At 59.9% G+C, this 17,180-nt stretch carries 14 protein-coding genes; 5 read left to right on the top strand and 9 right to left on the bottom strand.

What is annotated here, in order from left to right; all coding sequences use genetic code 11:
* Nucleotides 1-94: 94 nt before the first annotated feature.
* Nucleotides 95-1,054: a trypsin-like peptidase domain-containing protein gene (locus ISN39_RS28460; RefSeq protein ID WP_194731359.1), complete on the top strand. Its 960-nt coding sequence runs from the start codon at nt 95-97 to the stop codon at nt 1,052-1,054.
* 581 nt (nt 1,055-1,635) lie between these two features.
* On the top strand, nt 1,636-3,777 hold the full coding sequence (locus tag ISN39_RS28455) for a TonB-dependent siderophore receptor (RefSeq protein WP_194731358.1): 2,142 nt from the start codon (nt 1,636-1,638) through the stop codon (nt 3,775-3,777).
* A gap of 259 nt (nt 3,778-4,036) precedes the next feature.
* On the opposite strand, the gene ISN39_RS28450 is transcribed toward ISN39_RS28455, so the two are convergent.
* The 9 genes from ISN39_RS28450 to ISN39_RS28410 form a co-directional block, all read right to left on the bottom strand.
* Nucleotides 4,037-5,143, bottom strand: coding sequence for an ABC transporter substrate-binding protein (locus ISN39_RS28450; RefSeq protein ID WP_246763508.1), 1,107 nt, complete (start codon nt 5,141-5,143; stop codon nt 4,037-4,039).
* A 53-nt stretch (nt 5,144-5,196) separates the two neighbouring features.
* A complete protein-coding gene (locus tag ISN39_RS28445) occupies nt 5,197-6,426 on the bottom strand; it encodes an MFS transporter (RefSeq protein ID WP_194731356.1) in 1,230 nt (409 codons plus the stop codon).
* Nucleotides 6,423-8,309 (bottom strand): IucA/IucC family protein, encoded by a 1,887-nt coding sequence (locus tag ISN39_RS28440; RefSeq protein ID WP_194731355.1) that lies wholly within the window; start codon nt 8,307-8,309, stop codon nt 6,423-6,425. The genes ISN39_RS28445 and ISN39_RS28440 overlap by 4 nt, the downstream gene beginning before the upstream one ends.
* The gene (locus tag ISN39_RS28435) at nt 8,309-9,448 is read right to left on the bottom strand and encodes an NAD/NADP octopine/nopaline dehydrogenase family protein (RefSeq protein ID WP_194731354.1); all 1,140 of its coding nucleotides are present in this window, start codon (nt 9,446-9,448) and stop codon (nt 8,309-8,311) included. Before ISN39_RS28435 ends, ISN39_RS28440 begins: the two co-directional genes overlap by 1 nt.
* On the bottom strand, nt 9,445-10,455 hold the full coding sequence (locus ISN39_RS28430; protein WP_194731353.1) for a cysteine synthase family protein: 1,011 nt from the start codon (nt 10,453-10,455) through the stop codon (nt 9,445-9,447). Before ISN39_RS28430 ends, ISN39_RS28435 begins: the two co-directional genes overlap by 4 nt.
* A complete protein-coding gene (locus tag ISN39_RS28425; protein ID WP_194731352.1) occupies nt 10,456-11,829 on the bottom strand; it encodes a Y4yA family PLP-dependent enzyme in 1,374 nt (457 codons plus the stop codon). It abuts the gene before it with no gap.
* A complete protein-coding gene (locus tag ISN39_RS28420) occupies nt 11,826-12,257 on the bottom strand; it encodes a ParB N-terminal domain-containing protein (RefSeq protein ID WP_194731962.1) in 432 nt (143 codons plus the stop codon). The genes ISN39_RS28425 and ISN39_RS28420 overlap by 4 nt, the downstream gene beginning before the upstream one ends.
* A 278-nt stretch (nt 12,258-12,535) precedes the next feature.
* Nucleotides 12,536-13,585 carry a murein L,D-transpeptidase family protein gene (locus ISN39_RS28415; protein WP_194731351.1) on the bottom strand — a complete coding sequence of 350 codons (1,050 nt, stop codon included), beginning with the start codon at nt 13,583-13,585 and terminating at the stop codon, nt 12,536-12,538.
* 234 nt (nt 13,586-13,819) lie between these two features.
* The gene (locus tag ISN39_RS28410; RefSeq protein WP_246763458.1) at nt 13,820-15,175 is read right to left on the bottom strand and encodes a DUF882 domain-containing protein; all 1,356 of its coding nucleotides are present in this window, start codon (nt 15,173-15,175) and stop codon (nt 13,820-13,822) included.
* A gap of 625 nt (nt 15,176-15,800) precedes the next feature.
* On the opposite strand from ISN39_RS28410, the gene ISN39_RS28405 reads away from it, so the two are divergent.
* The 3 genes from ISN39_RS28405 to ISN39_RS28395 are packed head-to-tail and all read left to right on the top strand — an operon-like array spanning nt 15,801 to nt 17,179.
* Complete coding sequence (locus ISN39_RS28405; protein ID WP_022716615.1) at nt 15,801-16,067, top strand: hypothetical protein; 267 nt, start codon at nt 15,801-15,803, stop codon at nt 16,065-16,067.
* A 15-nt stretch (nt 16,068-16,082) separates the two neighbouring features.
* Nucleotides 16,083-16,313 (top strand): DUF2188 domain-containing protein, encoded by a 231-nt coding sequence (locus tag ISN39_RS28400; RefSeq protein WP_074064889.1) that lies wholly within the window; start codon nt 16,083-16,085, stop codon nt 16,311-16,313.
* Nucleotides 16,314-16,333: 20 nt separating this feature from the next.
* Nucleotides 16,334-17,179 carry a Ku protein gene (locus ISN39_RS28395; RefSeq protein ID WP_194731350.1) on the top strand — a complete coding sequence of 282 codons (846 nt, stop codon included), beginning with the start codon at nt 16,334-16,336 and terminating at the stop codon, nt 17,177-17,179.
* The last annotated feature ends 1 nt before the right edge of the window (nt 17,180 follow it).

Here is a 17,180-nt window from a genome sequence, read left to right as displayed (position 1 = left end):
GAGTTGCGATTAACCTGTAACTGACAGCTTCTTGCTCTTTTGTAGACGCTGCCGGTCATCAACGTGACGCGTCCTGCGTCCGAGGAGTTTTTCAATGGGCTTCATTGATCGCGACATCCAGCCGTCTTCGGACACCGGATTGCTGGATGCCTATTCTTTAGCAGTGTCTTCATCGGTCGATCTTGTCGGCCCTGCGGTCAGTCGGATCGAAAGAGCCGGTGGGCGTGCCGGTCATGGATCGGGCTTTGCAATCTCGCCGGATGGCCTTGTCGTCACCAACAATCATGTCGTGGATGACGCCAAGAATATCCGGATCACCACGCCGGAAGGAGCGGTCGTCGATGGCAGGGTGCTAGGACGCGATGCTGACACCGACCTCGCTTTGATCCGCGCGAACGACTGGACGGGTGTTTGGGCGAAACTGGGAGACTCAAAAAGCCTTAAGCGCGGCCATATCGCCATAGCAATCGGTAATCCTCTGGGCTTTGAATGGACGGTCACGGCAGGAATAGTATCCGCATTGGGTCGGTCGATGCGCGCGGCCAGTGGTCGTTTGATGGAGGACATCATCCAGACCGATGCGGCGCTCAACCCAGGCAATTCCGGCGGTCCACTGGTGTCGTCTGCGGGTGAGGTGATCGGCGTTAACACCGCGGTCATCCAAGGCGCGCAAAGCATCGCGTTCGCGGTCGCGTCCAATACGGCAAAGCATGTGGTCTCCGAGCTTCTGCGCTTCGGTCACGTTCGTAGAGCCTATGTCGGCATTGCTGCGGACACCGTCGAGCTCCATCGAAGGATAGCTTTGGAAGCGGGTATCGTGCAAAAGACGGCTGTCCGACTTCGCCGCGTCGAGCCGGGCAGCCCAGCCGAGAAGGCGGGGCTGCAGGAGGGCGACTATCTCCTGTCAATCGACCGCCATCCGGTTTCGGGCATCGACGACGTCGTGAGATTGATGGACGGAGAAAGGATCGACACGGACAGCGATTTCCTGATCTTCTCGGTGGCAGGCCGGATAGAAAACCGTACGGTCAGGCCGCAGCGCAGGCATTCATAGCGCCCCAAAGCTGTAAGTCCTGTCATTGGTATCAATGCCCCCGCCCGCAATCGCTAGCAAATGAAGGGCCGGAAGGGGTAGCGCGCTGCCAGCGGAGCCCTTTAGTTCCGGCACGACGCGGTGCACCAGATAAATGGGAAAGGCATAGGCAGCAGTCAGCGTAACCGAGCGGCTCCTCCATACCGTCAATCGAGCGCGCGGGAAAAAGATAGCGAGAAGCACCGCAAGGGTCGTCACTTACTGGCGGTTGCCCCGATCCACACCTGCTTCCAGAAGGCGAGAGTCAAGCATGTTACTGCAACGGCCGTCAGAACGAGGCTCTTTGCCGGATCATGGTGGCGCCAAAAGGTCGCGCGGTGAAAGACTCAGTAGATCGTGAAGATCTGACGCGGACCGAAGTCAAAGACCAGCGGCAGTGAAAAGCGGTTGTGCAGCGCCAATCTTTGGAGCGAAATAGCCCGATCCTTCGAATATGTTGACAATCATAGTCATGTTATCTAACACCCCTCAAACCAACGGCATCTTGCACCTGTCGAGGCAGGCGAAGTGTTTGATTGGTCCGCGCATGAGAGGGGCTGTGTATGGAACTGCGTGTTGGACTGCTGACTGTTTTGCTGGCGACGGTAAGCCGCGCCGCACTGGCGCAAGATGCTACGGTGTTGGAGCGCATCGAGATCAAGGCGAGGTCTTCAACATCGACGATAGGCACGGCTCCGGACGAATATCCGGGCGGACAGGTGGCGCGTGGCGGTCGCATTGGATTGCTCGGCAACCGGGACTTCATCGATACGCCGTTCAACATTACCAGCTACACCGCGGAGACGATCGAAAATCAAGGCGCTCAGACGGTAGCCGATGTTGTGGCCAATGATCCATCGGTTAGAAGCACCCATGCGTCCGGCGGTATGCTCGATTCCTTCTATGTCAGGGGATTCCCGCTCAACGAGGGGAACTTCGGCGAAGTCGCCTTCGACGGCGTATTCGGTGTCGCTCCGACCTACCGCCTGTTCACGGACTATGCAGAGCGCGTGGAGGTTCTTAAGGGGCCGACGGCGCTTCTTTACGGCATATCGCCGAACAGCAGCGTCGGCGGCACCATCAACATTGTGCCGAAGCGCGCTTCAGACGTCGACTTGACGCGGGTGACAACCGATTATGCTTCGGATCTTTACGGCGGCAGCCATCTGGATCTGAGCCGCCGCTTCGGCGAGGAACGCCAGTTTGGTGTGCGCTTCAACGGCAGTTTTCACGGTGGCGACACGCCGATCGACAATCAGTCGCGCGACATTGCGGTGGGCGCTCTCGCTCTCGACTACGAGGGCGAAGATCTAAGGGCGACGCTCGACTTCATTGGCCAGCGCGAAGACTTCGACGCTCCGCAGCGTCCGTTCTTTCCGATGGCCGGCATAGAAATTCCAGACGCGCCAGATGGCCGGTCAAATGTTCAGGGACCTTGGGAGTGGTCGAAGAGCAAGGATCTGTCCTGGCTGGGGCGCCTCGAATATGATCTCAGTGACACCGTGACAGTGTTCGGTGCCGTTGGCGGCGGCAATTCGCGCGTCGAACGTCTTTTCGGCACGCCAACCATTCTTAACTCCGCCGGCGACGTCAGCATTACGCCGCAGAATTTCATTTTCGATGTCGACCGGCTCACGGCCGAGACAGGCATAAGAGCTGCGTTCGAGACGGAGGCCGTGGAGCATACCGTCACGTTCCAGGTCAGCGGTCTCCAGCAGACCCTCAACCGAGGCTCGAACTCGGGTACCGCGCAACTTACCAACCTCTTTGATCCGCTTTTCCGCCCCGAACAGGACGTGCCGCAACCGAGCCACGTGCCGAAGGTGTCCGAGAACACGTTCTACGGTTTTGCTCTCTCCGACACGATGTCAATGCTGGACGAGCGTGTGCAACTGACGCTGGGTGGGCGCTGGCAGCATATCGATACCGAAAACTTCAGCCCAGTGACGGGCGACGTCACCAGCTCTTCCGATGAGGCCGCAGTGACCCCACTCGCTGGTATTGTCGTCAAGCCGTGGGAGAACGTCGCCCTCTACGCCAACTATGTCGAAGGCCTGAGCGTCGGCGACACCGCTCCCACGACAGCCGTCAATGCCGGCGAGACGCTCGCTCCCTATCGGTCCAAACAATACGAAATCGGCACGAAAATCGACCTCGGACGGGTGGCGGTAACCGTCAGCGCGTTCCAGATCGAAAAGCCCTTCGGTCAGCTTGAGACGCGCGGCAGTGACCTCGTCTTCGTCGAGGGCGGCGAGCAGCGCAACCGCGGCGTGGAGCTCAGCATCTTCGGCGAAGTAACGCCTGAGATCCGGGTGCTTGGCGGCGTGACCTTCATTCATGGCGAGTTGACGAAAACGAACAGCGCAACAACCCAAGGCAATACCCCGATTGGCGTGCCGTCGGTGCAGGTCAATGTGGGAGCGGAGTGGGATACGCCCTTCCTGCCGGGCCTGACGCTTGCCGGCAATGTCATCCACACGGACGAGCGGTTCGTCAACACGGCGAATACACAGAAAATCCCCTCATGGACGCGCCTTGACCTCGGCGCCAGATATCACACCGAAATCAACGAAAAGCCTGTTACCTTCCGCGCCGAAGTCGAGAATGTCTTCGACCTCGATTATTGGTCCGGCGTCGCGAGCTTCGGCACGATCTCGCAGGGAGCACCGCTGACGGTGAAGGTCTCGATGACGACTGATTTTTAACGGCGCGGTGAGTGCCGCCGCCGACGGGCGAACCACCTTAGTGATACGCACCGAGGCGCCGGCCAAATGCCGGCGCTTCGGCCGTTTGGAGCTCGACTGACCGGAACACGTAAAAGCGATTTTGCCGATCAGCCAATTGCGGCTACGGGGAAGCAATCTTCGCTTCAGCTTGCGTTGCGGACAAAGAAGAGACAAGGAGAGGCTCTCCTAGTATCAAGAGCCTCGCCTGCGGAAAGCCAATTGCGCGGCTGGTTCCTGTCTAATTCGCCCTGTCAGAAAGGCTGACGGCATAGCCCGGCCGATAGGGGATAGGCAGGAAGCGGCGGTGGTATTCCGCAAATGTCACGTCCGGGTCAAGATCGGCGAACAGGTCCGGATGGAACCATTTCGCCAGTTGCTGGACCGCAAAGAACTCGTAGGGGCTGTTGTAGAACTGGTGCCAGATACCGTGGAAATTCCGCGTCCTCTGCGCGGCGATGCCGGTATAGGCGCTACGGGTGGTGAACCATTCGAGCTTCTTGCGGGTCACCTCGGGATCGGCGCCCGGGCCAAGCTGGATCCACTTGCCACCTGGGACATAGGCTTCCCAGTCGGCGCTGGTAACCACCACCTGCTCAGGATCGGCGGCGATCACCTGCTCGGGGTTGATCTGTCCGAAGGTGGAGGGAAGCAAGTCGCTGCCGATATTGTGGCCGCCGGCAAGTTCGACATATTTGCCGAAGTTTTCCGCACCAAATGACAGGCAGCAATCATCGGCATACCCGCCGATCCGTTCGACGAACACGCTCGGGCGTTGCGGCTTGGCACGGGCGAGCACATCAGTCACGCGGGACATGGCCTGATGCCGGAAAGCGATAATCTCTTCCGCACGCGTATCGCGCGCCATGATCTTGCCAAGGAGGCGAATGGTCGGTTCGGTGTTCTTCAGCGGGGCATGACGGAAGTCGATATAGAGCACCGGAATCTTCAGCTCCGCCAGCCTCTCGATATAGTTGACGTCCTGATTGGCCCTCATCGCTTCGAGATTGAGCAGGACCACATCGGGCTTCTGGACGATGGTCGATTCGATGTCGATCAGCCCATTCTCCTTTCCTGCGAAGGCCGGAAGCTTCGCCAGTTGGGGAAAGGCGTCGAGATACTGGGCGTAGGTGGCGGGATCGGCCTCGACCAGATCGTTGCGCCATCCGACGACGCGGGCCAACGGGTCTTCCTTGTCGAGCGAGGCGATGAGATAAAGCTGCCGCCCCTCTCCAAGGAGAATCCGCTTGACCGGCGCGTTCACTGTCACCTCACGGCCGGCGATGTCGGTGACAGTGATCGGTGCTTGCGTTGCCTGTTCGCCGGCGAATATGATCGCCGGGCCCATTGCAATCAACACAAAAGCCGCGATCACGGCACGCAAGGCCGAACGGTCTCTCCTCACGATAATTCTCCTTTGTCGGATGACGGGCGCGATTTGAGCCATAGGCCAAGCGCCACTAAAAAAGATAGGCCATAAAGGCTCGCAACGAGCGGGAATGCGATTTCGAGACCGTACCGTTGCGTGGCAACAACGCCGGCGATGATCCCGACGACCGAAGCAATCTGCTGGCAGCTCTGCGCGAGCCCCAGGACCGATCCCTGCCGGTCGCTTTGCGTGGCTGCCGAAACGAGGGACAGCAGCACCGGCGTCGTTCCTCCAAGGAGCGCGCCCCAAGCGAAATAGAGCGCAGCGAAAAGGCCGATGGCACGGGTCGAGCCGGCAAAACCGGTGACCGCGAGGCAGCCGGCTGCGATCAACACGCTCCATCCGAGTACAAAGGACGGCGCGCGATCCTCGAAGAGCCGTGCCCATAGGGGCGCGGTGACCACGAAACCGAGCGCCATGAGCCCGTAGCTTAAGCCGGTGATCCAATGATGAGCGCTGTAGACCTCCGACATGAAGAGCGAAAACGGGACCTGCAGGACCATCCTGCTTGTCAGCAGTATCCCCATCAGTGCCAGGAGTCCGGGCACGGATAAGCCGGCCGATGGCGCAAGACCCGCCGTGCTCCGCTTTGCCGGACCCTTGAAGCCCGCACCTCCTGGCGGTACCGGCAAGCTACCCCAGGCAACAATGGCGCAGAGCGCACAGATCACGCCGGCGGTGAGATTGACGGCCGCGAACGGCAAGGCATCAAGGATAAGGCCACCCAGGAAGGCGCCACCAAGAGAGCCGACATTGGTTGCCACCTGGAGCCAGGCGAAGAGACGCGCGCGATCGCGCCCGCCTGTGACCTGCACGCTATAGGCCTGGGACGGGGCGATATAGCCGGCGCACGCCCCCTGCAGGAAGCGCAGAGCCAGAATGGTCCACACGTCGTTCGCAAAGGCGACAAGTAGTTGCGTGACCGCCAGGCCCGCCAAGGCGCGGACCATCATCAGCCGATTGCCGTAGCGGTCGCCCATGCGCCCCCAAAAGGCGCTCGTCAGCGATACGCCGAGCATCGGACATACATAGACGCCGATTCCGGCGAGACCGAACATGCTTCCGGAAGTGCTCAACGCCTTGATCTGGATCGGCCAGAAGGGGCCGCTCATTTCCATGGCGCCCATGGAAATGAATTGCAGGCCGAACAGCAGCGCGAAGACAGGTCCGAAGCCGCGCAGGACGGCGACTGCACTGGTCATTGCGCCCCCACCAGCGGGTTGGGCAATTGGTGTTCGAGCCGATAGTCGCGATAGCGTTCCAGATGCATCCGCAGAACCGAACGGGTCGGCCAAGGCAGTTCAAGAAAAGCTTCGCGCTCCGCAAGCCAGAACGCATCAGACAGCATCCGGGGCCGCAGCGTCTGGAACGCCTCTTCTGTCTCCTCCCGCAGGATGCGCCACAGACGGTCGGCGGAAAGCTTATAGTGCTCGGTGAGGCAAAGGGCGATCTCATGAAGGTGGCAGACAAAGCAGGCATCGATGACGAAGGAGCGGACGAGACTGATGTCGTCGTCGAACGTCGTCGGCAGAATCCCCTTGCGGCTGAACGGCTGCAGCGCGTAACCGCGCTCCTTGAAGAGTGGCACGAAACTGCGGCCGTCGCCGAAGTCGCGGATCAGCAGTTTCCGCGGCTGGCCGCGATCGTCGAAGAGAATCGTACTATTTTGCTGATGCGCCTCGAAAGCAATTCCGTAGAGAAGGTACATGGCGAGCGCCGGCCGGACGACGGTGCGCGCATAGGCGCGGAAGAATGCGGCAACCGCCGCCTCGCTCTCGTTGCCATTTCTGGCGATGAGCTCGCAGATGAGAGGGTTGCCGTCCAGCGGGCTTGCCGTCAGCAGCGCCGCGACGGTTACGGGCAACATGCCATCGCCGCGTGCCAAGGCACCGGTGCTGCGATAGACCACCGACAGGAAACGGCCGGGATGCTCGTCGCCCGTGTCCGGATGATGCAGAATGGCGCCCAGCTCTTCGGTGAAAATCTCCAGCTCATTTTTGAGATCTTCCTCCTTCGACAGAATGTCGGAAATCAGCGCGCTGAGGCGAGGCCCCATATGGATCGATTTGGCCTGCAGCGTGCGCTGCTCGCTCGTCATCCAGATTGCTACCGGCAGCTTGATGAAAGGTCTCGGTGCCTCTGTCTCCGGCAGCATCGTGCGGAACGACATGGACGCCAGCGTGACGATCTCCGGGCCTTCCGGGTCGAAAACACCCGCCGAGATCTCGGGCGCGAATTCGCGATGCACAAAATTCTTCAGGTGCCATGCGTGGACAGGGAAAGGAAGCCAGTCTTCGGGTAGTTTCCCGCGCTCTCTCAGGCCATCGGTCCAGTGCTGCCAGAGGTCGGGGAAGTTCTTCGAAAACCATCCCGAATAGCTTTCCACATGCGGCATCTTCTCCACATAGGCCCAGTCGTTGCGCAACGCGGCAATGCGAAGCCGCACACGGGCGCCGAACTCCGGTGATAGTGCAATAACGTCTTCGGGCGGCAGGCCGGGCTTTGCCTTCCATGTCGGATAGAAGGGGTGGCCCTCAAGCGCACCCCATTGGTCGAGGGTCATGGCAGCCAAGTGCGGGGGCAGGTTTCCTTCGAGATAGGCAAGGAAGCCTGATGCATCGGCCTCAGCGATTTTCTGGCGTAGTTCGGCGCTCCAGCGTTCCCGATGGCGCCGTGCGAGAACGTCGTTGCGCATGCTATCGTCTACGTCGCGGAGCAGGTGCTCTAGTCCGTCGGGCGCAGGCGTAAGCGCGAGAGACGGCGCAACCTCCCGCATCAGGGCGGCGGGACCATCGATCCTGTATCGGATGCCTGTTCCGTCCAGCACTTCGATTTGCCCGCGATTTTGCAATGTTCCGGCCGGCGCAAGGTACAGGTCGGTAAAGTGCAGCACACGCCGCGAAACCCAAAGGGGAAACCAAGCCTGCCTGCCGTCATGAGCCCACAACAATGCATTCGGATCCAACAGACGTTCCGCGAACAGGCAGCGGACCAGGCGGCTGATCGCATTGCACGCCGCCTTCTCCAGAAGCTCTGTCTCACCTGTCGCAATTTGATCTGTTGCAGAAGAAATTTTCTCGTCCATTAAGCTGCCTCCGGCCAGTCAGATGGTACATAGTCGAGCGCTCCGTCGGCCAATCCGCCATGATAGTCGCGCGCCCATTGATAGGTTTTGGCAATGGCGGGAACCGCCACATTGAGCCGTTCCGCCATTGTGACGAGCAGGGCCTGTCCGAAGGCGATATCCTCATGGAAGGCGCGGCTTTCGCGATCGACGATGAGTCCCGGACCGTATGGGTTGGCAACGAGGGGCGCACGGATGCCCGCATAGGCGCGATTTGTGCGCAGAAGCGTGTACAGAGTCCGGTCGTCCGCGATCTGGTTCCCATAGGCCTCCACGAGTTCCTGCTGAAGCGGCTTTACGGAACTCAAATCAATGCTGAGACGCGCCTCACTCGCTTGCCGGATCGCTTGATTCTCCGCGTCGCAAGCTTCCAGGAGCTCGGCGCCTGCTTGAGGGCAATCGCTCCACCAGCACAGGGGTTCGTTGAATGGCCTGTTCTCGAAGGGTGCGCCAGGGCCGATGAGAGTGTAAAGGATGGCGGGATGCATCAGTGCGTTGCCCGGCGTCAAAGTGATCTCAAGGTAGTCTCGCAAAAGGGTGACGGGCGCCACGTAGAGGCGATTCAACATTGCCGTGAGTCCGGCGCCGCTGGCAGCGCTTTCGCGACGATGAAGAGCGACAAAGAGTTCTGCTTTGGCCCCACCCATTCGCACCTTCTGCCCCGCGACCAGGTCGAAGGCGATGTGGGGCACGTCCTTCATGCCCCAGATCACTACATTCTCGCATCCTGAAAGCGCTTTTGCCGCGAGCCAATCGAAGCCACAAAAGCCGGGAATTGCTCCGACATACACGCTCTTATCCCGAGGCAAATGCGGCGCGATTCGATGCAAGAGTGCCGGTCTCGCCTGGGCTGGCTGCGTGATGACGACCATATCGGCATTCTCAAGCGCCTTGGCAGGATCGGTTCCGACATGGTCGGGCCTGGCGCTCAAGATGTGATCGTCCCGGGTCTGTGCTTGCCAGAGATCGTCGCCACTTGCCCATCGCCCGGCGACCGTGTTGGAGGTGGTCAGGACAGAAACCTCAATGCCTGGAACCTGCTTGAAAAGAACCGCGTTCAAGTGGCCAGTGCGGCCAGCGCCACAAATGGTCACCTTCATGCTGCGCGCGCCCGTCCGGAGAGCCAGCCATCCAGCTGGACGGCGATTGCCGGGTCGAGAAGGCGGCGCTTTGCCATCCATTCGTCGTCGAAAATCGAACCCAGATATTTCTCTCCGCCATCCGCGACCGTCGTCACGACCGTGCCTGTCAGCTTGCCGGCGGCGATAAGCTCCAGCGCCTTGTAGATGGCGCCGCCCGTTGAACCGCCCACCAGCAGTCCTTTGCTGCGTGCGATGTAGCGCGCCGTCTCGAAGGCTTGGGTGTCCGTCACCTGGACGCCCTCGTCAATGCAGCCATAGTCCAGCACTTTACCGACCTCGTCACCTGCCGGCGTTCCCGTTCCGGATTGATAGTAGGGATGCCCAGGCTTGCCGAAGACAATCGATCCTGCCGGCTCGACCGCGATCGTGCGCACGGCCGGGTTGTGGCGCTTGAGGCGCTGGGAGATCCCAGTCATAGAGCCGCCTGTCCCGACGCAACCGACAAAGGCATCAATGCCGTCCGGGAGTTGGGTCAGCAACTCGTCGACGAGACCGGCATAGCCTTCCGGATTTGCCGGATTATCGGATTGGTTCATGAACAACGCGCCTGGAAGCTGGGCTCCTAGCTGTGCGGCCAGCCTTTGTCGCTCGACGACGGCAACTTCGTCCTCGCGAAAATCGCCTTCGACGTAGCGGATCTCGGCGCCGAGCGCCCGCATCATGCGGACCTTGTCGGGTGCCGCATGATGGTCCACCACTGCGATAAAGCGCAGCCCGAACTCCAGTGCAGCGAGCGCAAGGCCGGTGCCAGTATTGCCGGAGGATGATTCGACGATGGTGCCTCCCGGCGCGAGGCGCCCATCTTCGAGAGCGGCGACAACCATGCTGCGTGCCATGCGGTCCTTCATCGAGCCGCCGGGATTGTTCTTCTCTATCTTCAATACCAAGACGGCTTCGCGGCTCGGCACGTCAATCGACATTACCGGAGTTTGGCCGATCAATTGCGTTACGGTCGTGTGCAGCATTTAAACCTCTTCGTCTGCGTCGGGAATGAGGATGGGATGCCCTTTAGCGTCCCCGACGACGCATAGGCGGGCGGGCATCGGGTGGCGGTGGAATTCGTTTTCGAGAAGATCCATCTGGTAACCGCCAGTATTGGCGAAGACCAGGAGGTCTCCGGCTTGCGGGGTGACGGGGAAGGTCAGCCACCTGTTGCTGAGAACGTCCTCGTCGAGACAACTATGTCCGGCGAGATAGGCCCGGATTGGGGAAGACACGGAGAGTGGTCTGGCGGCTGGCACGAGAATCGGATCGACCAGAAACTCGGAGGCAAACCAGGTTTCGCAGGCGCTGAAGCTGCTGCCTTCAACGAAGATGACGTACGTGCCCGCATCGAGGGATTTCACGCGCGTTACCCGAACGACCGTAATGGCCGCCTGGTCCGCCAAGGCGCGACCCGGCTCCATTGCCAGAACGAGCTGCTCCTGCCTAAAATAGGTCGCGACGCTGCGGCCTTCGCTCATCTCAGCCTGCAAGAGGCGGCGCAGCCAATCCGGCGCTGCGAGAGCGCTGCCGTAGGGATAGAACGAGCCCGGTATTTTTCCGGTACGATAGTCCTCAGGCGTCTGGGCTGCGATATGCGCCTGATACTTCAACTGATCGACGTATTGAACTGGCAAGCCCCCACCGATGTCGATCATGCGCGGAGAAAGTCTCATGGCCCGCGCTTCGGCAATGAGTTCAGCGGCCTCGTTCAGTGCTGCCAAGCGGGTCTCCCAGCCATATCCGCTGAGATGGAAATGTAGCCCGTCGAAGCGCAATCTGCTTTCCCGTGCAATACGGGCAAGGCAAGGAATGACGGTCTCCGCCGGCATGCCGAAACGGCTCTTGCTCTGATCCCTCGGCCGAAGCCGCAGGAGGATCGGGTGCGGACTGGCATGTGCCGGCAAGCGAACGACCAGTTCTTCCAGCTCCTCGGGCGAGTCCACCGATATCAGCGCGTTGCAATCAATGAGCTCTTGATGGAATGCGCCCGTTTTCGCCGGCCCGGTCGCCACGAGCCTGGTGCCATTGGCCCCAAGCCGCCTTGCGTCGCGAAGTTCATAAAGACTGGAGACGTCGAGTCCAGCGCCTGAGCTGAGCGCCGCCTGCATGAGGCCGGGCGATTTGTTGACTTTCACTCCATAATAGATCGCATGCTCGACGCCGCCCTCCGTCAGCACGGTTCTTAACGCCGCAAAGTTGTCCTGCAACGCGTCCGGCCAGACCAAATTGAGCGGTGAGCCGAAACGGGCAACCCAGTCGAGAAGAAGAGGATCGTGCCGGGTGAGAAGGTCTGCAGTCGCCGATCGTAAAATCGGCGGCAGGTCAGAGTCGATCTTGTGGCAATGCAACGTCATGACAGCGCCCCGGAAGCGCGTAGAGGCGCCATTTCTGACGAAGCGGGCTTGCACAAAAGCTCAAGAGGGACATCGCATGTCGGCACGCCCTGGGCAAAGATGTGCCGTGTTGTTTTGTAGGGAAACTTGCGGCCGCTGCGCGCCATTTCGAAGATTTCCGCAGGGGTGATCTCCTCACCCGGGCGCCAACTTTCCACCCGCACTGAATTGTAGTCGAGAAGGACCACGGGTATCTTGGCGAGCTTTAGGCGATGTGCAACCGTCAGTCGGTGATGGCCGTCCATGACGAACAGGGCATCTTTTTCTGCCGTTATTGGCGCGGTCCATGCACCTGCTTTCAGGATTTTGGCTTGTAATGCGTCGACTCTGTCGAAATTCACCTCTTCTGTTGGGATCAATCGTGCTGGGGAGAGAAGGCAATATTCCATGCGGTCCGGCCTCATGCTCGCTTTTTGCATCGCATTTTATATCTTGAGTCTATGACTCAAGATATGGCCGCTATAACCAGCAGTGATTGCAGCGTCAACAGCGCCTTCAATGACCGATTGCTACAAGAGTTAGAGAACGCCTGATAGCGTTACCGCTTTCCTAAAGGCCGTGGATCCATCTCGTCCAAAACGAGACAAGCCTCGGACGTAGCGACGAAAGAGGCCGTTCGCCGTTGGGCAATACTTCGCGGGCATGACAAGCGAGACTGCGGCTGAAATCATTCCTTTTCGTAAGGGTCAGCCAGCGCTGCATCTGGCTGGCTTACGGGATAGTCGATGTTGGAAATCTTCTCTGCCAGCTTCTTAGGGCCGTTCTGCTTGAGAAGCGCCCGAAAGCTTGGGTGCATGCCGCCGTCGACATAGGCTGTCAGATGAGAAGGGCCGTCCTTTTCGAGCAGCGCGGCAAGCTCGGCATCTTCCGTCTTTATCCTGGCGGCGACTGCAGGATCGGGGGTGTCGATGCGCGCAGGGCACGCGGCCAACGGATCGTCTGGATCGCCTCCCTGAAATTCGGCGTTAACGACGTATTTTCCCCCACATGCGGAAATCCTGGGTTCTGTCCTCGTCGCCTCGAAGGCGTCATATCCCGACTTCAATGTCTTCCAGAAGGCGAAATTGGGGTCGCTTCTGTGTTTGGCCATGTTTTTCGCCGTCATACGGAAGGGGAGCGCCTGAACCGGGAATGATGTTTGGCCGCCGCCCAGCGAGGCATTGACGATTGCATAGATCTCGCCGACGCCCTGGTCAGTCATCGCGTAGCAGCCGGCGGAGGAGCACGCACCATGCACCATGAGCGCCGTGCCGCTATATCCAAGGGCGGATTCGAGCCTGTTGGGATAACCCAGGTTGAAGGAAAGGTAGTACTGGGACCTAGGGTTCAGCATGCTCTTGCTGACCGAATAAAAGCCTTCGGGAGCTTGGCGGTCGCCGTCGGTCTTCTTGGGTCCGAGCTTGCCCGACCACCGACATATCGGGAAGGATTTCAGCAGGCGATAACGCCCCGTGGCGTCCTGCTTCCACACCTCGAGCTCGCTTTCCTCCTTGAAGGTTCGAACGAGCACCGGGCTTTGAGGCGACATTTTCTTCTTACGCATCTCCGCCATTGTCTTGGTTGAGATCTGAGGAGCAGCGTCGCCGAGATCGTCCAGCGCCGTCTGCACGCAGCCGCTGGTCGCAGTCGCGATCAGGATCATCACGGCAGCCGGCACGACGCCTCGCAGGCGTGACAGGCGGTCAAGAGGACTGCGACAGAGTTTGGTATCATTCATGTCTTGTCTTCCGGGGCGGCATCGCGCGGTGCCTCGAGGTGGCTCTTTGCCGGGAAGACAAAGACAGCGGCAGTCACTTCTTATCCCAGTCCGTTTCGGAATTCGACGGGGAAGGTGGACAAAGGATATGGATGTCGGCCTTCCTGCAGTTCGAGAGGGCGGGCCTGATCTCCGCAGTAAGGGCCGACGGGGAAGACCTGCGGAGGATCAAAGCCGCCGCGATGACGAATGCGCTTAGCCCTCGGGGGGTGAGGCAAACCGGTCGGCGTCGAACCGGTCAGTGGCGGCGACCGGAATGATGTTCGTACCGGATGCGGCATCCGGATTATGCTGAACCGTGCGGCGGGAAACGCGAGGCGCTCTCATTCCAATCACCGCGCCCGGGGGATGCAGCGCCCAATTCATCAGCGCCGTGTCTGAAATCGATCCGAATAGATCTGCCTCCTCCCAGGAGGCAGTCATTGGCAGGGAGGCGATCACGTTCGCGTCCTCTTGTGAGGCGCGATGTGCGGCAGCGAAAGGTTTGAAGCCGCTATAGGTCGGCAATGCAGATGTCCGTTTATCCGGAAGCATGCCGATTGGGCCAATCGAAGCAATCTCCAGCTTGGCGTCGGCCCCCAAGTCGGCTGGCCGCATTGCCGGTATCGGGATCGGGAACGATGAAAGATCCAGGGAGGACCGTTCGTCGTCCCGCTCGGCCGCGTCGGTCTGCAAGGCCAGCGCATTCAATGCGCGGCTTCGCGGCGTGGGCAGGAGCGCCGTCACGAGGCTATTGTCTATCGCGTCGCGGCCCGACGTTCCTGCGTCATCGTCTTCTCCAGCGGTGCTGGCGATCTGGATGGAGGCGGCGCCGGCGCGCTTCCTATAGTTGGCAACCGCCTGGTTATATCCCGGCAGCGGCCGGCCATCGGCTGGAAGATGCATCGTCTGCCCGTTCGGGAATATTCGAGCAAGTTCTTGCCGAGACATGCGGGGCCAAGCCCGGACGTTGCCGACGTCGAGATGCACGAACGGCGATCCCGATGTCGGATAATATCCGACACCACCGGCCTGCATCTGCATTGCAAGGGTACGCAGCGTCGAAAGCTTCACACCTGGAACGTAGAAGTCCATCGCCTTGCCAAGCATGTGCTGGCTCTTCTTGGCGACGCCCGTACTGCGCGAACGGTTGCGGAGCATGTTATTGGTGGCCGGAGAACGGTAGGCGGAGACGATGTGGATGTAGTCCTTCGCGCCGCTGCGCTTGTACACTTCCCAGACCAGGTCAAGCAGCCGGGGATCCATCCGGGTCGGCTCGTTCCTTCGCCAGTCGCGCAGAAACCGATTTATCTGGGACAGGCCCTTTGGATCGAACCTTCCGTCGCGCTTGTAGGTAATCGTGGCCCTCTCGCCCGTATGGGTAAAGAACAGCTTCAGCGTACGATCTTCCGCGGAGGCAAAAGATGCAGAACCGATAAGCGCGGGGAGCGCGAGCAGAGTTCGCAGGATGGTCTGCGCGACGAGCCGTCCCACACGCGAAAAGAGTGCGGCGACCGCGCCGTCCGATGCTGCACCCCAGAACCCTTTCACTGGATATTTCGACACGAACAATCCCGTCTCACACAGAAACACTCGACGACGTGCGGGAACGTCCGCATCCATCGCGCTCAGTAGAACCACTTTATGGTCAACAAATTCCTAACAGACGGATGCTTAGGCTCGGTGAATCGAGGCAGCGGGGCCATCCGAGGACGGCCAGCTTTTCAAACGCGAATATCGTCTCCATTTTCTGGCTTGGGCTTGCCAGATCGTGCAGCCCCTCGGACTGAACATTGATCGGCTTTGCGTTCACGAAAAACGTTGGTTGTTGCCACGATTTCGGCGCCTCGACGACTTCCAGGTCCTGGACTGCAGCGCCTCAGCCTCAGGGTGCCGCTCAGGACCCGGTTGCGTGTCGGGCAGAGTCCGAAGGATGGCAGGACTCAAATCAGAAGCCGAGCTAGGTAACAAATCGCATCCCGGCTCCATTCGTTTCCGAGCATGCTGCTGTGATGTGACTTTTCGCGGGAAAACTCGGTTTCATCATGGACTTTGCTCATGGCACCTGCCCTTCCAAGGACAGGTCATTCGTAGGCAAGCATCGCCCAGTCGCGCTTTGGTGCTGAAATATCGGAACTTTTCGGGCTGTAATCAGTTGAAAAGCTTTGATCAGGAGAAATCGCGAAGGGCCACCTGCATGCCGAACATCCGGAACATGGCGCCGAAGAGCGGGTTCGATCCTCGCGACCGGCTGATCGTGGCACTCTATGCGCAGCTGAAGGCAGAGCGGGAAACGCGTGAAACATTGGAATGGGCAATCCGCAACGGCGCGCTTTCAGACGAAGTGCTCGAAGCGATCGCCGCGGACCCCGTGCGGCCCGTTACCAGCGACGATATCGCATCCGTCGAAAAGATTATCGCCTTGGATGAGCGCCGCAAAGCAGCGCCACGCGATGACGACTGAAGAGAGGACAGGAATATGGTCGACATTACCTATCAGATTGTGCCGCATGACGAAGGCTGGGCATACAAGCTCGGCGGCACGCTTTCCGAAACCTATGCGACCGTCGAAGAAGCGATCAATCACGCCAAACGCGCAGCGTCCCGCCAGAAGATCGGCGACGGCGACGCTACGCTGGCTTTTCCGGCTCCGGACGGCGGCTGGCGGTTTGTGCCGCTTGAAACGGATAAGAGCGGAAGCAGGCTCTGATCGATACGCAGGAGGCGGGGATGGCAGCGCGGGCAAGCTGGAAGGGTCATCTGAAGATTGGCGACCTTGTCTGCGCCGTCGGGCTTTATACGGCAATTTCCGCATCGGACCGGCTCTCCTTCAATATCATCAACCGGAAGACCGGCCATCGCGTCGAGCGTCAGTTCGTGGACAGCGAGACCGGCAAGCCTGTGGAGCGCGAGGATCAGGTCAAGGGTTACCGGATGGACAATGGCGAATACATCGTCATCGAAGGCGACGAGATTGCAAATGTCATGCCCGAGAGCGACAAGGTCATGGATGTCCAGAGCTACATTGCTCTCGATGAAATCGACAAGCTCTATTTCGACCGTCCTTACTATCTTGGACCTGTCGATGAGAATGACGAAGAGGCGCTGCGCCTGATTGCGAGGAGCATGCGTGAAAACAAGGTGGCAGCGCTTGCCGAGGCCGTGCTCTTCCGGCGCAACCGGACCCTGCTGATCCGCCCGCGTGAGGACTACGTCATCGCGACGATGTTGAACTTCGACTACGAGGTCCGTTCTGCCGATCCGGTCTTCAAGGACATTCCGGACATCAAGTTCGACAAGGAGATGCTCGAGCTTGCCGGTCATATCATCGGTACGAAGAAGGGCGTGTTCGAGCCGAGCGAATACGAGGATCGCTACGAGGCGGCGCTGACCGAATTGGTGAAGGCCAAGGTCGAGGGAAGGGCACTGCCGAAGAGGAAGCCGAAGCCGGAGGGCAAGGTTGTCGATCTGATGGAGGCGCTGCGCCAGAGTGCCAAGTTGAGTGAAAAGAAAGCGCCTGCGAAAGGGACGGCGCAACGCCCTGCCTCTGATAGCCGCCGCAAGAAAGCTGGCTGAC

This window comes from Rhizobium sp. 007 (assembly GCF_015353075.1).
GTDB lineage: Bacteria > Pseudomonadota > Alphaproteobacteria > Rhizobiales > Rhizobiaceae > Rhizobium.
Note: the sequence above shows the minus strand (reverse complement) of the source record. Positions and strands in the feature narration are given on the sequence as shown.

Coding starts and splice junctions, on each gene's coding strand:
- ISN39_RS28460 (WP_194731359.1), top strand. CDS start 95: ATGGGCTTCATTGATCGCGACATCCAGCCGTCTTCGGACACCGGATTG.
- ISN39_RS28455 (WP_194731358.1), top strand. CDS start 1,636: ATGGAACTGCGTGTTGGACTGCTGACTGTTTTGCTGGCGACGGTAAGC.
- ISN39_RS28450 (WP_246763508.1), bottom strand. CDS start 5,143: ATGGGCCCGGCGATCATATTCGCCGGCGAACAGGCAACGCAAGCACCG.
- ISN39_RS28445 (WP_194731356.1), bottom strand. CDS start 6,426: ATGACCAGTGCAGTCGCCGTCCTGCGCGGCTTCGGACCTGTCTTCGCG.
- ISN39_RS28440 (WP_194731355.1), bottom strand. CDS start 8,309: ATGGACGAGAAAATTTCTTCTGCAACAGATCAAATTGCGACAGGTGAG.
- ISN39_RS28435 (WP_194731354.1), bottom strand. CDS start 9,448: ATGAAGGTGACCATTTGTGGCGCTGGCCGCACTGGCCACTTGAACGCG.
- ISN39_RS28430 (WP_194731353.1), bottom strand. CDS start 10,455: ATGCTGCACACGACCGTAACGCAATTGATCGGCCAAACTCCGGTAATG.
- ISN39_RS28425 (WP_194731352.1), bottom strand. CDS start 11,829: ATGACGTTGCATTGCCACAAGATCGACTCTGACCTGCCGCCGATTTTA.
- ISN39_RS28420 (WP_194731962.1), bottom strand. CDS start 12,257: ATGGAATATTGCCTTCTCTCCCCAGCACGATTGATCCCAACAGAAGAG.
- ISN39_RS28415 (WP_194731351.1), bottom strand. CDS start 13,585: ATGAATGATACCAAACTCTGTCGCAGTCCTCTTGACCGCCTGTCACGC.
- ISN39_RS28405 (WP_022716615.1), top strand. CDS start 15,801: ATGCCGAACATCCGGAACATGGCGCCGAAGAGCGGGTTCGATCCTCGC.
- ISN39_RS28400 (WP_074064889.1), top strand. CDS start 16,083: ATGGTCGACATTACCTATCAGATTGTGCCGCATGACGAAGGCTGGGCA.
- ISN39_RS28395 (WP_194731350.1), top strand. CDS start 16,334: ATGGCAGCGCGGGCAAGCTGGAAGGGTCATCTGAAGATTGGCGACCTT.